Origin of the sequence: Microcoleus sp. S1D4 (assembly GCF_036700765.1) — a bacterium.
Classification (GTDB): Bacteria; Cyanobacteriota; Cyanobacteriia; order Cyanobacteriales; family Microcoleaceae; genus Microcoleus.
In genome coordinates this window covers 1-14,547 of the sequence record NZ_JAUBPP010000016.1, presented here as the reverse complement: position 1 = coordinate 14,547, position 14,547 = coordinate 1, and the positions used below count along the sequence as shown (strand labels likewise).

12 protein-coding genes are annotated in these 14,547 nt (G+C 43.4%); 7 read left to right on the top strand and 5 right to left on the bottom strand.

Annotated features, from left to right (window positions below):
* The first annotated feature begins 191 nt into the window (after window positions 1-191).
* The 4 genes from QT998_RS17470 to QT998_RS17455 all read left to right on the top strand — a co-directional run bounded on the left by QT998_RS17470 (window position 192) and on the right by QT998_RS17455 (window position 3,489).
* Window positions 192-1,784 carry a CPBP family glutamic-type intramembrane protease gene (locus QT998_RS17470; protein ID WP_333116670.1) on the top strand — a complete coding sequence of 531 codons (1,593 nt, stop codon included), beginning with the start codon at window positions 192-194 and terminating at the stop codon, window positions 1,782-1,784.
* 186 nt (window positions 1,785-1,970) lie between these two features.
* Complete coding sequence (locus tag QT998_RS17465; RefSeq protein WP_333116673.1) at window positions 1,971-2,183, top strand: hypothetical protein; 213 nt, start codon at window positions 1,971-1,973, stop codon at window positions 2,181-2,183.
* A gap of 67 nt (window positions 2,184-2,250) precedes the next feature.
* Window positions 2,251-2,598 carry an NINE protein gene (locus tag QT998_RS17460; RefSeq protein ID WP_333116676.1) on the top strand — a complete coding sequence of 116 codons (348 nt, stop codon included), beginning with the start codon at window positions 2,251-2,253 and terminating at the stop codon, window positions 2,596-2,598.
* A gap of 186 nt (window positions 2,599-2,784) precedes the next feature.
* On the top strand, window positions 2,785-3,489 hold the full coding sequence (locus tag QT998_RS17455; protein WP_333116679.1) for a helix-hairpin-helix domain-containing protein: 705 nt from the start codon (window positions 2,785-2,787) through the stop codon (window positions 3,487-3,489).
* Window positions 3,490-3,583: 94 nt separating this feature from the next.
* On the opposite strand, the gene QT998_RS17450 is transcribed toward QT998_RS17455, so the two are convergent.
* Complete coding sequence (locus QT998_RS17450; RefSeq protein ID WP_333116682.1) at window positions 3,584-3,748, bottom strand: hypothetical protein; 165 nt, start codon at window positions 3,746-3,748, stop codon at window positions 3,584-3,586.
* 232 nt (window positions 3,749-3,980) lie between these two features.
* Between QT998_RS17450 and chlG the strand changes: the two genes are divergently transcribed.
* Together chlG and QT998_RS17440 are read left to right on the top strand one after the other, a co-directional pair.
* On the top strand, window positions 3,981-4,991 hold the full coding sequence (gene chlG / locus QT998_RS17445; protein ID WP_333087407.1) for a chlorophyll synthase ChlG: 1,011 nt from the start codon (window positions 3,981-3,983) through the stop codon (window positions 4,989-4,991).
* Window positions 4,992-5,148: 157 nt separating this feature from the next.
* On the top strand, window positions 5,149-7,680 hold the full coding sequence (locus QT998_RS17440) for a transglycosylase domain-containing protein (protein WP_333087406.1): 2,532 nt from the start codon (window positions 5,149-5,151) through the stop codon (window positions 7,678-7,680).
* Window positions 7,681-7,802: 122 nt separating this feature from the next.
* Here the strand turns inward: QT998_RS17440 and QT998_RS17435 are convergent, their stop codons facing one another.
* From QT998_RS17435 to QT998_RS17420, 4 genes are read right to left on the bottom strand one after another with little or no spacing between them, the layout of a single operon-like run.
* Window positions 7,803-8,996 (bottom strand): tetratricopeptide repeat protein, encoded by a 1,194-nt coding sequence (locus QT998_RS17435; RefSeq protein ID WP_333116684.1) that lies wholly within the window; start codon window positions 8,994-8,996, stop codon window positions 7,803-7,805.
* Window positions 8,993-10,855, bottom strand: a complete 1,863-nt coding sequence (locus QT998_RS17430) for a CHAT domain-containing tetratricopeptide repeat protein (RefSeq protein WP_333116686.1) — start codon at window positions 10,853-10,855, stop codon at window positions 8,993-8,995. The genes QT998_RS17435 and QT998_RS17430 overlap by 4 nt, the downstream gene beginning before the upstream one ends.
* Before the next feature lie 30 nt (window positions 10,856-10,885).
* Window positions 10,886-12,025: a DUF1822 family protein gene (locus QT998_RS17425; RefSeq protein ID WP_333116687.1), complete on the bottom strand. Its 1,140-nt coding sequence runs from the start codon at window positions 12,023-12,025 to the stop codon at window positions 10,886-10,888.
* Complete coding sequence (locus tag QT998_RS17420) at window positions 12,022-12,801, bottom strand: helix-turn-helix domain-containing protein (RefSeq protein ID WP_333116688.1); 780 nt, start codon at window positions 12,799-12,801, stop codon at window positions 12,022-12,024. The genes QT998_RS17425 and QT998_RS17420 overlap by 4 nt, the downstream gene beginning before the upstream one ends.
* 465 nt (window positions 12,802-13,266) lie before the next feature.
* On the opposite strand from QT998_RS17420, the gene QT998_RS17415 reads away from it, so the two are divergent.
* The gene (locus tag QT998_RS17415) at window positions 13,267-14,376 is read left to right on the top strand and encodes a hypothetical protein (protein WP_333116689.1); all 1,110 of its coding nucleotides are present in this window, start codon (window positions 13,267-13,269) and stop codon (window positions 14,374-14,376) included.
* Window positions 14,377-14,547 lie beyond the last annotated feature (171 nt).

The following is a 14,547-nucleotide window of genomic DNA, read 5'->3' as shown; positions in this document are numbered from 1 at the left end:
ACATATGGGGAGTATCTGGGTTTTGCAACGCCGCATTTTTTGACTAAGCGTGCGAGCACCTCAAGAGCTCGCGTATTGTACAACTCGTTCTTTGGGGACAGCAGTATAAATGCAAAACTTAGATGCTCCCGACATATGATTAAAGACGGACAAGATTTAGCCACGGATTTGCGCGGGACGGAAAAGCAGGAATGACACTGAAGCGGATAATTTTAAGTATTTTAACGGCGATCGCGATCGCCCTAGTCGGTTTATCTTTAGTTGGTAGTTGGAACCAGCCGCAAATTCAAAGCCGGCTGGAACTCTACCAGACAAATTTGCTGCTTCACGCCTCGGAGTGGCAACCACAAAACGATGGCGATGCTAATTTAACTTCGGCACGCAACAATATTGTCGGTACAGAGCCTTTAAATACTGCTTTGACGCAGTATCAAGAAGCACGAGATACCACTCGAAAAGCTATCACAACAACTCAATCACAAATTAAAGATATTCAGTCTGCTATCGCAGCTAAACCTGATAATAATACTCAGAATTTGGCTCAAAAAAAGGTTTTGTCAGAGTCGATCAAGCAACAGTTAGCGCTGCAAAACGAAATTGACTTGCGCGTCGGAATTTTGCAGGCAAGCAATGACAAAACGGAGGCAGCAATCCAAACTTGGCAAAATTTATTGGATCGGTACAAAACTCAAAGTGATGGCGATTATTCGGTGTCCACTGCTAGAGTTTTAACTGGAATTTGGAGCGATCCGGCTCAACTGCTGCCGGATGCCGAGCCGCGCATTCAAAAGTCTTTGAATGGTTGGTTTCGCTATCGCGCTCTCGCTCAACTTTACAAACTGCAAGAACGTTCTAAGGAACTGGCGGCGCTGCAAGCTACAGAGCAAGCAACGGCTGAAAAAGCTATAGAAAAATTGGCACTTATTGTAGGCATTCCGGCGATCGCGCTTTGCATCGGTACGGTTTTGCTGGTTGGTTTGACTGTACAGTGGCTGTTGCAGCGGCGACAGTTAGATCAGGCTAGTTCCGGGCCGCTGTTGGCGCGAAATGGGAGTTTGGCTTGGGATGTGCCTTGGGATGGCGAGATTGTTTGGCAGGTGCTTGTAGTCGGCTTTTTCTTTGTCGGGCAAATCTTGATTCCCTATTTGTTATTGCCAGTTTCTCTAGTTGTTTTAAAACTCAGTCCGGCTACTTTTGACCCGCGCGAAAAGGCTTTTTATATCTTTGCTACTTATTTGTTGCTGTCGGCTGGCGGGCTTTCGGTACTGTATTTTTCAATTAAGTCTTTTTTGCCTTTGCCTGATGGTTGGTTTCGGCTTAATTGGCGGGATAATTGGTTTTTGTGGGGGTTGGGCGGCTATTTTGTTGCCTTGCCTTTGGTAGTTGTGGTGTCGCTGATCAATCAGCAATTATGGCAGGGACAAGGTGGCAGTAATCCGATTTTGCCGATCGTCCTTGAAGGTAGGGACAACGTGGCTCTGGCGGTGTTTTTCGGCACTGCTGCGATCGCCGCTCCGGTTTTTGAGGAAATCGTGTTTCGGGGCTTTCTGCTGCCTTCTCTGACTCGCTATTTGCCTGTTTGGGGGGCGATCGCAGCTTCGGCTTTCTTGTTTGCCGTGGCTCACTTGAGTGTCTCCGAGATTCTGCCCTTGGCGACTTTGGGTGCGGTGTTGGGCTTTGTGTACACGCGATCGCGCAATCTCCTCGCTCCCATGCTTCTCCACAGTCTTTGGAACAGCGGAACTCTCCTGAGCCTGTTTCTGTTGGGCAGCGGCGCGGGTTAAGTCGCGCGGTTGTTAATAATTGTGAATTCACCTTGCTTTTTTCGCAGGTTTGAGAAACTGCCAAAAAAGCAGGTGCGCCACCAGCCCGCGATCTTCAATCTAGTCCCAAATTGGGAAGCTAAACGGAAAAACTTGTTTTAACATAGAAGTAACATCTTGTCCGGTTTTTGTGGATGGGTCGCACGAATGAGCAATTTCAACAGCCGCAAGTTAGAGGGAGCACCGAATTGGATGCGTTTGGCACCCTACGCAGCTCTAGGCATTTTAATATTTTCTCTCAATTCAGGCAGCGAACTAAATTATTTCATGAGAGGCTACTTGGTCATTCTACAAGCTCAAGCCGGTATAGTTCTGCTGTATTTTGCCATGTCTAAATTTCGCAAAAACCCTAATAAATGAGTAAAAATTAGTAATAATGCTTCGCTCGATCGCACAAGTTAAAGTACAAAAACTGGGGAAAGGGAAAATGGTAAAAGATAAAACCGTAGCAGTTGTGTTAGCTTTTTTTATTGGAGGTTTCGGAGGACACAAATTTTATTTAGGAAATAACGTAGCAGGACTATTTTATTTGCTTTTTTCCTGGACGTTAATTCCGTCACTGATCGCATTTTTCGATTTTATCGGTCTGCTGCTGATGTCGGAACAAGCTTTTCAGGTACAGTACAATCACGGATCATTGCCTTCTGGGTATATGCTCAGAGGGGCAAAAGATGTGACAGGGGCGATCGCCGAATTGAAAGGACTTTACGATATGGGCGCAATTACTGCCGAAGAATATGAAGAAAAACGCCAAAAACTGCTCCGAGAATTGTAATTAAGAAGTCAGTAGTCATTAGTCATTAGTCATTAGCGTTTTGTAGGGGCGGGCTTAGAAGAAAATTTATGATACAAATGACTAAACAAATGGCAAAACCCGCCCTCTCAGCTCAGCTATGACTGTATGAAAAAGGTGGGATTTAAACAATAGTCAAATATAAAATAGATCGAGGATAAAACTAAAGTGTCTCAAAATTTATACTGGCTGCGTCAAACTCCCAACTGGGTGTGGTATTCTTTTATTCCCTACTTCGGCGGATTGGCGATCGCCTATGCAGGGCAAAAAACAAATATTCGCAGTTGGATGGGATGGGGTGTTGGCATTACTTTAGCAGCACTAGCGCTATCTTCTTCAACTAATTTGGGGACGCTGGTTTGGATAGCTCAAATTGTCACTGCTTTTGCCTTGAAAAAGCGCTATCTCATCAAAACCGCACCCAAAGGCTTACTCGTTCCGGCAACTGCGACAAATGCCCAAGAACTGGCAAAAGAGCGCGGCAAAATAGATATTAATGAGTGTACCAAAGATGATTTGGTCAGAATATTGGGTTTGCCGATCGTCTACGCTAACGATATTGAATCTTTGCAAAACGAAGGCTACATTTTTACCCACGCCGAAGAGTTATCGGAAATCGCCGGAGTTCCAGAAAGTCACGTCAGACGCATCGCTCCGATGATTTGCTTCAGCTACAATTATAAAAAAGAATCACAATTTAGTTGGAAACGGTTAAATATTCTGTCGCCGGAAGAGTTAATTCAGAGCGGTTTAGATCGGGTTGTGGCTGAAACAATAGTTAGAGAAAGGCAGATCAAAGGTGCATACAAATCAGTTGTTGATGTCAAGCGGCGCACGGGACTGCCTTTTGATTCCTACCGCCATATTTGTTAAGTTGCAGTTGTTAAACTGTCGCGGCATTTAAATTCTATGTTCAGGAGGGGACAGCCCACCCCACAATACGGGGAATAGTTTTGTGACATATAATTTACAGGCCGCAACAGCCTAGTACGAACAGCTTAGTTGGGTAAGTCATGTAGAAGACATATTGAGTTTCTGCCACCGGTTTTGGCTCGATCGGATGATTCAAGGTTAGCAGGACAAAAAGCTCGATCGCATCCTGGTAACTGACATAGAATCTACCTGCTCGCAAAAATCTCCCCAGCAGGCGAACCCAACGAAAAATTCAAAAAAACTTTTAAAAATCTTGACATTTGCACCAAATAATGATATTAAACAATTTTGGTAAAAATGGTAATTTTCCCTAGCATCAACTCCAATCCTGGGTAAGTTTTTCAGACGATGCCTTAAATATCAGTGGTATCCTATCAGAATTATTATTCAAACGCACAACGACACAGTAGCAATACCGCTAACATCAAATTATGTCTGACTCTCCTCCATCTCAAATCTCCCCAGAAGCTGCACCGGAAAGTGCTGCTACCGCAGATCGCAGTGCCAAAACTCGGCAATTGTTGGGCATGAAAGGCGCTTCTAGCGGGGAAACTTCGATCTGGAAGATTCGCTTGCAACTGATGAAACCGATTACCTGGATTCCCTTAATTTGGGGCGTGGTGTGCGGGGCTGCGTCTTCTGGAAACTATGTTTGGAATCTAGAGAATTTTGCGATCGCAGCAGCTTGTATGTTGATGTCAGGGCCTTTGCTTACTGGCTACACTCAAACTTTGAACGATTTTTACGATCGCGACATCGACGCTATTAACGAACCCTACCGCCCGATTCCCTCCGGTATCATCTCGATTCCCCAAGTAGTAACGCAAATTTTGGTATTATTAGCCGCAGGCATTGGGGTGGCTTATGCTCTAGACTTGTGGGCGGGTCACGAATTCCCAATCATGACTGTGTTGACTCTCGGCGGCGCGTTTCTAGCTTACATCTACTCTGCGCCACCGCTGAAACTCAAGCAGAATGGCTGGTTGGGAAATTATGCCCTGGGTGCTAGTTACATTGCTCTGCCTTGGTGGGCTGGTCACGCTTTGTTCGGCAAACTTGATGCTACTATTATGATTTTGACCCTGTTTTATAGTTTGGCAGGGCTGGGAATTGCGATCGTTAACGATTTTAAAAGTGTCGAGGGCGATCGGCAATTAGGGTTACAATCTTTGCCAGTGATGTTTGGTATCAGCACTGCAGCTTGGATTTGCGTGTTGATGATCGACATCTTTCAAGCTGGGATTGCAGGCTACCTGATCAGCATCCACCAAAACCTTTACGCTGTCATTCTGCTACTGCTGATAATTCCCCAAATTACTTTTCAGGATATGTACTTTTTACGCAATCCCCTGGAAAATGATGTTAAATATCAGGCTAGCGCTCAGCCTTTCCTGGTTTTGGGTATGCTGGTAGCAGCCTTGGCACTTGGTCATGCGAGTTAAGAAGAATTAAGAGTGGGGAATTTTGAGTTAAATAGTTTTTAATTCAAAATAATTAACTCAAGACTGTTCGCAGTGTTGTTGAATAAAAAATGTCAAGTTAAAAATTAAAAATTGAAGGAGGCTAGCCTTTTTGATTTTTAATTTTTAATTGAAGTTGATGAGGTTTGAAGGTCTGAACGTGGCAGAATTTTTCTCAAATATCAAGGATAAATTGAGCAAAGTCACTAAGGCAGCAAGGGGTAATTCCGATCGAGAATCGCCAAATGCTGCCAATAGCACGGGGCTAAACTCGTCACCATCCCTGCCTGAATTGTATCCACAGGCAACGGATGAGCGATCGGAGTATGTGGTATCAGAAGATGCTGAACCTCCAGAAGAGTCAGAATTAGCATCAGAATATTCCTACCCAAAAAACGGTGAATATCCAAGAGTCCAGCGCCATTGGCAAGGGTTGAAGCGCTTAATCGTTTGGTTGGAAATTGAACCTCAAGTTACTATGCTGCAAGCAAAGGGAAGAGAATTGTTGCAGCCGGTATTCGGTAGGCGCAGAACGAGATCATCAAAAAAAATCAAGAGGTTCGATAGCAGCAAACTACCGGAAAATAGCGGCTTGCAGAATACCCAACTGCAAGTAAATACTGAACTACCGGAAAATATCGCGCTGCAGAAAAATAGCAAACTACAGGAAAAGTTAAAAAAGCTACGGTCCCGCCGCCCGCGATTTTGGATAGCCATAGGTGTTGTTAGTGTGGGCAGTGGCGCTTTAATATACGGTTTATGGATTTTGCACACCTTAAATAAAGGTTTGCCGGATGTTAACGATTTGTCAGCGTTTAGCCGCGATGGAACGCTGACAATTAAGGCTGCAGATAATACGATTTTATTGCAGTCGGGGCCCGCAACTAGAGATAAGCTAAAACTTAATGAAATTCCAGATTTGTTGAAAAAAGCTTTTATTTCTATCGAAGACCGCCGTTTTTACGAACATGGCGGGGTGGATTATCAAGGTATTGTGCGATCGATAGCTTCTAATTTGGTAGCGAGAGATTTGGTGCAGGGCGGCAGTACAATTACCCAACAATTGGCTCGCGTGGTTTTTCTCAATCAAGAAAGAAGTCTTAAGCGAAAAGTTCGGGAGGCTCTTTTAGCTCAGAAAATAGAGCGGGAGTTGACTAAAGACCAAGTTTTAGAAAGATATTTAAATTTGGTTTATTTGGGTTCGGATTCCTACGGAGTCGCAGATGCGGCTTGGGTTTTTTTTAGCAAAACTGTCGATCAATTAACATTGGCAGAGATGGCCACTTTGGCGGGTTTGCCACCTGCACCGAGCGAATATTCGCCTTTGGTTAATCCGAATATTGCTAAGGAACGCCGCAATATTGTGCTCAAACAAATGCAAGACGCAAAGGTAATTACAGAAGCGCAGGCGAAGGAGGCGATGGCAGAACCTATGACTGTCAAACAAAGTCCGCCGAAGCGATTTAAAGTAGTCGCGCCTTATTTTGCTAGTTACATTCGCAAGGAATTGCCGCGCTATATTTCTAAGGATGCTTTGGAAGCTGGCGGTTTGACTGTCGAGACGACGGTGGATTTGAAGTGGCAGAAAATAGCGGAACAGGTGGTTAAAGATGCGATCGAGGTTGATGGCCGCCGTCAAGGTTTTGAACAGGCTGCTTTAGTTTCTATGGACACTAAAACTGGGGAAGTTAAGGCGCTAGTCGGCGGCGGAAATTTTAAGGAAAGCCAATTTAATCGTGCTACCCAGGCTTTGCGACAACCCGGATCGACTTTTAAGGGGTTGGTTTATGCCGCGGGGATAGCAGCCGGTTTTTCGCCTTACGACAGCTATCAAGATGAGCCAATTATTTTCGACGGCTATCAACCGAACAATTACGGCAAAAAGTTTAGTGGCTGGCGATCGATGTCTGATGCTTTGAGGGCTTCGGTGAATGTGGTGGCGGTGAAAGTGTTGGTTGATGTCGGCTTTGAGCCGGCGATCAAATTAGCCCACGATATGGGAATTAAGTCTAAATTAAGTCCGATTTATTCCCTGGCTTTGGGTTCTTCTGAGGTGAATTTGCTGGAGTTAACTAATGCTTACGGTACTTTAGCATCCCAAGGTAATTTTATTGAAGCGCACGGAATTACTAAGGTGATAAATCAGCGGGGAGATGTGATTTATAAGGCTAATTTTAAACCAAAGCGGGTTTTGGATAAGGATAGTGCTGCGATTACTACTTGGATGTTGGAGGGTGTGGTAACTGGAGGTACGGGCGGGCCTGCTGCTTTAAACGATCGCGCTGTTGCCGGCAAAACTGGTACTTCAGAAAACGTGCGGGATTTGTGGTTTATCGGTTATATTCCGCAGGTGGTGACTGGCGTTTGGCTGGGGAATGATGACAACTATCCGACGTGGGGAACTAGCGGTACTGCAGCCTACAATTGGCGCGATTTTATGAGTCAAGCTGTCAAGGGAATGCCGGTTGAAGAGTTTCCGAAGTTGCCGAAGTTGGAGGGCCGCAAAGGCAGTATTAAGGCAAAACCGGTGCAGCCTAATAGGATTATTCATGGGATGATTGTGAATGATGATGGGGCGATCGTACCTTACAATCCCAATCCCGAACCCCCCCGCCGCGAGTGGCAAGAACCAGCTTATCAAGAACCAGCTTATCAAGAACCGGGATATTAAGTGATTGGTGGGGCGGGTTTATTAAGATTGTGTGTGGGTGACAAAATCCCTTACGAACCCGCCCCTAAAAAGTCTGGTGATTGCGACGTTAATTTACCCACAATTAACTTCACAACACATTACTATTGCCGATCTTTCCTCCTTTGGGCATCTTGTAATTGCTTGCCTATTTTTTCCACCATTGATAAATCTCCCAAACTTTGATATCCCTCTTGTGACAACTTCAAATACTGTATCGCTTCGGGATAGTTCCGCATAGATAAATAAACTTGTGCTAAACCGTAACGAGCCTCGGTTAGCTCCTCAGTCTCATCGGGTTTAGCTGTCTCGATCGCCTTTTTATAATATATTTCAGCCTGCGGCATCAATTGCGATCGCTCCCGATACAATTTGCCCAACTTGCGGTAAATTGGCGCTGTTTCAACTCCGGCTTTTGGTAAAGTTTCTAAGGTTTCTATTGCTTCTGCATTCAAGTTTGTGCTAAGATATATCTGTGCTGTTGCTAATTTTTTAGCCACTGGATTCGATAGTTGTTTGTCGATCGCCCCCACAGCCTCCTTCACCCCTTCAACTGCTTTCTCATCCAACAAATCAAACTCTGTATCTTCCTCTAACAGCGGACTTTCCGAAGAAACCCCCGTATTCGTTTCCACAATCAATTTGTACTTAATACCCGGTTTCAGCGCCGGTTCCCCCGGATACACAGCCTCAGTACCGCTAACCGTCATTTCCCAATTTAACTTCGCATTATTTTCGAGGAGGCTCAACTTATAGCTAGTCGCACCCGCAACCGGATTCCAACGCAAAGTCGGTTTGCTGTCGAGCAATTGCGTCCGCCTCGGACTGATTGTATAAGGAATTGGCGCATTATTCCAAGCAATTCTATCATCACCGCGATCGGGACATTTAATTAAATTTTTATTGCAGTCAGACTCCGACTTGTTGCTAGCCAATAAACAGCTATTTAATTGATTTTCGCCTGCTTTAATTGACTGAATTCCTAAATCCGCACATTGGAGCGTAATTTGTCCGTTTTGTGAAGTTTGCAGTTTGTCGCCCGGATAAATTGGCGTACCGATTGTCGGGCGAATATTTCTGCCATCTTGACGCTGTAGCTGCACTTCGCCGCTAATATTCAGGATTTGTCCGTTGGGTATTCTTTGCGTTGCTGCGATTGCTGGGGAAATTATCGGATTGTTGGCCAATATTTCGCGGAAGCCTGGGCCATTTTCCCAGGAATCAGGCATAATTTCGATCGCAATCAATGTAAATGCGATCGCGCTTGCGCTTATACAAAATGCCGTCTGTTTTTTCATTTGCTCTTTCCTAGGATTTGTAAACGATCCTTTGCCATTTCGAGACATTCATCTTGTTCTGGGATGCTAGAATTCGCATGATTCAAGGTTTGTTGCCAATATCTTAGTGATTCTTGTACTTTACCTTTAGTTTCGAGAACTTGCGCTAAAAAACATTGAGCTTCGGGACTATTACTGTTAAGAGATATTGCTGTTCTTAAATCTGCTTCCGCTGAATTGTATCGCTTTTGAGTGAATCGCAACCAGCCACGATTTTTGAAACAAGCTGATTTAACTCCATCGTATTTAGTAGTTTTTAAGCAAAGTCCGATCGCATTTAAAACATCTTCAGGTTTATTTTCCAGCAAGAAGGATTTAGATATTTGAGCGTGAGCTTCTGGAAGTCCCCGCCAGACTGCACTTTGCATTGCTTCTCGCTCGCATTGGCGATCGCTTAATTGTTTACAAAGTTCGGATAAGTTATAGTAAGGCTCGCCGTTAATCGGATTGATTAATGCAGCTAGATTGTAGGAAATTTTAGCGGCTAAAAATTGATTTTTCCGGTGGTTTTCCCGCCCAAATGCGTTGATGGCATCTGCCAGATTGGGGCCAGTGAGTGGATAGCCGATCGCCAAAACAGCTAAACTGATGCTGGTACGCTGCATAAATTTAGTTGAAACAGTAAATTGGGGGCGGTTTGGGCGAGGTGCCGCACCATCCGCTGCTGAAATCACAGGTTTAGCTGCGCCACATCCCGGTAAGGTTAATTCCTCAAAGTTTGGATCCTGACATAGTACCGGAATCCCGCTAGCGCCCGGAAATCGAGATTCCCAGCGCTGCAAATCATCCTTAGCTTTTCGCATTGCCAAAAATAAGAGATCTCCCTCAGCCAAATATCTAAGCAAAGACTTCACAAAATCGTGAGCAATTTGGTCTGGAATTGGTGCGCGCATCACAATTATTGACGGCAAATGATGATTCTGAGCCACCAAATCTGCTGCTAATCCAAAACTCGAACAGGAATTAAAAATTAGCAATTGCAAGCCTTTAAAACTCGCTTGCTGTACGCCTAATTTTAAATCCTTTACTGTGACAGTATTATTGGTAGGATTTTGATTGATGTGCAGCCTTCCGTTTGTAGCATTGTCATCACTGTTGCTGTGTCCGGCAAAAAAGAAAATTTGCCAGCCTTTTTCATCAAAAAGGCGATCGTTAAAGTCTTCCAGTGTCGGGTTGTCTAAAAATTCTAATTGGCAGCTATCGCCCAAACTTTTTTCGATAATTCTGCGATCTTTTGTAACATTTATTCCCTTACTGTTACCTAAAATACATAAAATTCTGCCTCTAGAAGCTAGATTTATTCCTACTTGTGTTTCCTGCCGGTGGGGTATTGTATACTCGGACGAACTGCGGATGATTTCACTCTGGCGGTATTCTTCCCGAAAATTCCACGCATCCCAAGGCAACTCAGAAATCTGAGAATCATCGCACTCTAGAAATATTTGAACGGCAGCTTCCGAGGGATTGCCGATTCGTGTCCTCAGCTTAACCTCAATTTTGCTGTAAAAATCGTCTGTTTTCAGCCACGATTGTATCTCTTTTTTTAAACCTTCATATATAGCGCCCGGATTGGTTTCAGAAATGTGAGTCGTGCTGGCATAATTGACTTTTATTCGAGCATCGCTTCTGCTAGATTGTAGTCCTGTACAAGCAGCTTTCCATCTTCTGTGCAGCACCTCAATATCTGGTGCTGGCGGCAAGCTTCCTTTGAATTGTTGAATACTGATAGATCGGGCTTGGTTTTGCAACTGTGCAGTGATGTGAGGAAATCCTTCAAGAAGATTTCCCGACCCTAAAGCCAATATGACAGTCCAAGTCATAAATTTGCTGTGGTAACAGTAATCACAAAATCATACCATAAAGTTTTCTGTTACGCTCAAACCATCGATCGCCAGTCGAATACTAAAACTCTCTCCGGGTTCTACCTCAAATTCCAGTGAAATGCACTGCTGTTGAACAGTCGATTCAAGCTCATCTAAAACTTGGCCAGCATCGGATATTAACGACAGTTTCAGGTTGCGCGGCAAATAACGATCGCCAATCGCCGGATGCAACTGGGCGTGAACTCTGACAGTGCGATCGCTTTGTTGGGCGATCGCCACCAACAAAGCAACAGTTGTCCTCCCCAAACGCATTCCCAAATCAATCAACTTTGCCCGCGTGACATCCGCTTCCGGGAATGTCTGACGGATAGTAGTTTGATTCCCTGACAACGGAGATTCCGATCTAGAATTTCCACCACTTCGGAATGCAAAATCTGGGTTTCTATCAGGAAAAATTGCATTTTCTAAACTTTTTTTACCTTGCCCAATGTTCTGCCAGCCTGTTTCAAAAACATTTTTAAACCAATTGCCCAATTTTGACGAAATCGGATTTTCAATTTTGCGGGGCGAAGTCTGCGGCTGGGGGTGAAATACGGCCTCAAAAGGTTGCCATTCAGAATTAAATACATTTAAAAACCACTGATTTAGGTCGATTTTAGCTTCAAGCAAATGTTCTAAATGTACTAAAAAATCATCAACAGAATGTAATTTACTCAATACTAATTCGCCTGAACTCGCCGTCGGAGAAAACCCCAACAATCTTGCCTCCTTTTCCTCTTGATCAATTTCTACAACTATATAACCGATGCGTTCCTCCCTGGCTTCCAACGGCAACGGGTAAATATCAGGTGTCTGAAACGATGAATTTTGAAACCGATTTATAATCGGGCGGCATTCAATTTTACCTAATCCTTTAATATACAAATCTGCCGCATTTGCAAACAAGCGCATTGCGGGATTCCAGCTATCACATTGAGTTAAGTCAGTTTCAATACTCAAAATTGTGAGGTAATCGCGAACTGCCAGCACTGCCAAAGTATTTAAATAAACTTGATCTTGTTTTTGTGGGTGACGTTGTTGGGATGAAAAACGTCTAGCAATATGCAGTGAGTCTTGAGTAATTGGCATGGGCAAAGAGTCTATTTCTGAAAGGTTATTCGAGTTCATGGTTTTTGCAATCCTGTTATGTTAAAAGTTTGATATCCTTGGTTTTCCGAAAATTTCTGCAGCAGGTGGCGGCAGTCGTTCTTGAACAATTGATATACAGTGGAGGGGGCGCAGCCAAACTCTTTTGCTATTTCTTGAATGCTTTGACCGTACAAACACTGCCGCTGCAATAAAACTTGGCAATTGAGCTGTGGTTTACCTCTAACGTGTCTGCTTTTTAACTCGTTATTGGGATCGGTTTCTATCCATTCTAGAAGTTCGTCTAAATAGAAAGTTACATCTGGATCGGCGACGAGATTGTTGCTTGAATTGATAGTATCTTCTTTGATTCCGTCTAGCCAAACTATGCGATCGCTGCTTTGTCTTTCCCTTTCCTGTTGTTGCTTCAGATGACAATCTAACAGCCGCATTTTGAGATAGGGATTTAACCAACTCGTGATTTGGCTTATTTCGGGATTGTAAGCTTGTTTTGCTGTGGTAGCTTCACATAAATTCGCAGATAAATAGATCCATGTCTTGTGCAATGCCTCTTCGTAGTGAGGTGTATTTTCTTTCCAGAGTTTGCCGGATTTGAGAATTTCTCGAATGAGTTTACCCACAAAGTAACCTCGCCGGGGACTGCCCAGGGGATGCTTGCAAGCTTGGGTGACGAGTTGGAGGATTTGCTGCTGGGCGGAATCTCGATCGGATAATTTCGATTTTCCCCCAGCCCCAACAGCATCGGAGTTGTCGGATAAGTTGTCTTCCCGCTTGGATGGGTTGGATTTATCGTTCATAGTTAAGTGCGGTCGCAACTTTTTTCCTACATTTACTTATCAGGATGAGTTGGGACTTTTTTTGCGAAATTATGAAACTTTTTTTCGGCATATGGTTGAAAGTCTCGCTGTGCGGTCGATGTGGCTGTAAAATTAGATGTAAATTTTTGTAAAGACTGGCGCGCCAAGCTCAAGAAACCGAGTTTTTGGCCGCATCTTCTGGTAACAGCGAATAATTTTCGCAAAAAAACCGGTTTCTTTGGTCTGAGTTACCCATAAATGACCAGAAACCTGGTTTTTAGGAAAATACTTCGTTGCAGTCCACAAATTCGGTAAAAACCCGGTTTCTTCGATCGGAGTTGATAAGTTCTGTAATGAATCGAACCCAAATGTAAAATATTGTTATAAATTACTTGACACCTGGAACTAAATCTCTATTATCACTGACTATAATTAGATAAAAAATAATTTTATAGGGAAAAATTCATGCAGAAACTAGCTAAAAATTTATTCGCTACAGCATTAACCCTAAGTATCTTGTGTTTTCCCACAGCCGCTTTCGCCAAAGCTAAAATTCAGATTGCCATCCTTTTAGATTCTAGTAATAGCATGGATGGACTGATCGACCAGACTCGTACTCAACTTTGGCAAATTGTGAATTTTTTAACTAAAGTCACCAAAGATGGCGAAGTGCCAGAGTTAGAAGTTGCTGTCTACCATTATGGCAATGACAGCTTACCTTCCTCGGAAGGTTTTGTGAGATTATTAACTGGATTTACTCCAGAATTAGATTTAGTTTCCGAAAAGCTATTTAGTATCAAAACCAACGGCGGCCAGGAATATGCTGGCTGGGTAATTCGCTCGGCAATGCAAGAATTAAACTGGAGTAAAAATCAGGAAGATTTTCGCGTGATTTTTATTGCGGGTAATGAACCATTCGATCAAGGCCCAATAGTTTGGACACAATCTGTCAATCTAGCTGTTAAAGGAGATACTATCATTAATACTATCTACTGTGGTTCAGCGGAAAGTCAGGAGCGACAACTTTGGGCATCAGGAGCTACAGTAGCAAAAGGCAGTCACTTCAATATTAATCAAAACCAAGTAATTGTGGTAATTAAGTCCCCTTACGATGACGAAATTTCTAGTTGGAATACTAAACTAAATCAAACCTACATTCCCTATGGTAGAGAAGGAAGAGTAGGACAACAACGTCAAGAAGTTGAAGATAGTAATGCTGGCAGTAATAGGGTTTTGCGTAGTGCGTCCAAAGCTTCTGAATACTATGATAATGCTTCTTGGGATTTGCTCGATGCTTTCGAAAACGGAACAGTTAAACTAGAGGCAATATCAGATGATAATTTACCAGAAATCATGCGAGGGATGACGCTAACAGAAAAGAGAGCATATGTAGCTGGAAAGAAAACGGAAAGAGAGGCAATTAAAAAGACGATCCGCGACTTATCTCAAAAGCGTACAGCATATATTGAACAACAGCGCCAATCTAGTAGCAATAGAGGCGAGAATACTCTAGATAGCGTAATAATTCAAAGTCTCCGCCAACAATTAGCTGCTAAAGGATTTAAGCTTAATTAAAAGAACGCAGACGAAATTTCATCTGCGTTCATCTGTGTTTATCTGGGGTTAAAAAATCAGGAATTATGCAAGTGTCACAATTAGTAAGGCACTCTACTAAGCTGAGACGCAGCTAGATTGTATAATATAAAAAAATAAGCAATCATTAGTTATAGTGTATGCCAGCCAAAA

Bases quoted from the DNA above. Each gene is read 5' to 3' on its own strand.
- QT998_RS17470 (WP_333116670.1), top strand. From the start codon at position 192: ATGACACTGAAGCGGATAATTTTAAGTATTTTAACGGCGATCGCGATC.
- QT998_RS17465 (WP_333116673.1), top strand. From the start codon at position 1,971: ATGAGCAATTTCAACAGCCGCAAGTTAGAGGGAGCACCGAATTGGATG.
- QT998_RS17460 (WP_333116676.1), top strand. From the start codon at position 2,251: ATGGTAAAAGATAAAACCGTAGCAGTTGTGTTAGCTTTTTTTATTGGA.
- chlG (WP_333087407.1), top strand. From the start codon at position 3,981: ATGTCTGACTCTCCTCCATCTCAAATCTCCCCAGAAGCTGCACCGGAA.
- QT998_RS17440 (WP_333087406.1), top strand. From the start codon at position 5,149: ATGAGGTTTGAAGGTCTGAACGTGGCAGAATTTTTCTCAAATATCAAG.
- QT998_RS17435 (WP_333116684.1), bottom strand. From the start codon at position 8,996: ATGAAAAAACAGACGGCATTTTGTATAAGCGCAAGCGCGATCGCATTT.
- QT998_RS17430 (WP_333116686.1), bottom strand. From the start codon at position 10,855: ATGACTTGGACTGTCATATTGGCTTTAGGGTCGGGAAATCTTCTTGAA.
- QT998_RS17425 (WP_333116687.1), bottom strand. From the start codon at position 12,025: ATGAACTCGAATAACCTTTCAGAAATAGACTCTTTGCCCATGCCAATT.
- QT998_RS17420 (WP_333116688.1), bottom strand. From the start codon at position 12,801: ATGAACGATAAATCCAACCCATCCAAGCGGGAAGACAACTTATCCGAC.
- QT998_RS17415 (WP_333116689.1), top strand. From the start codon at position 13,267: ATGCAGAAACTAGCTAAAAATTTATTCGCTACAGCATTAACCCTAAGT.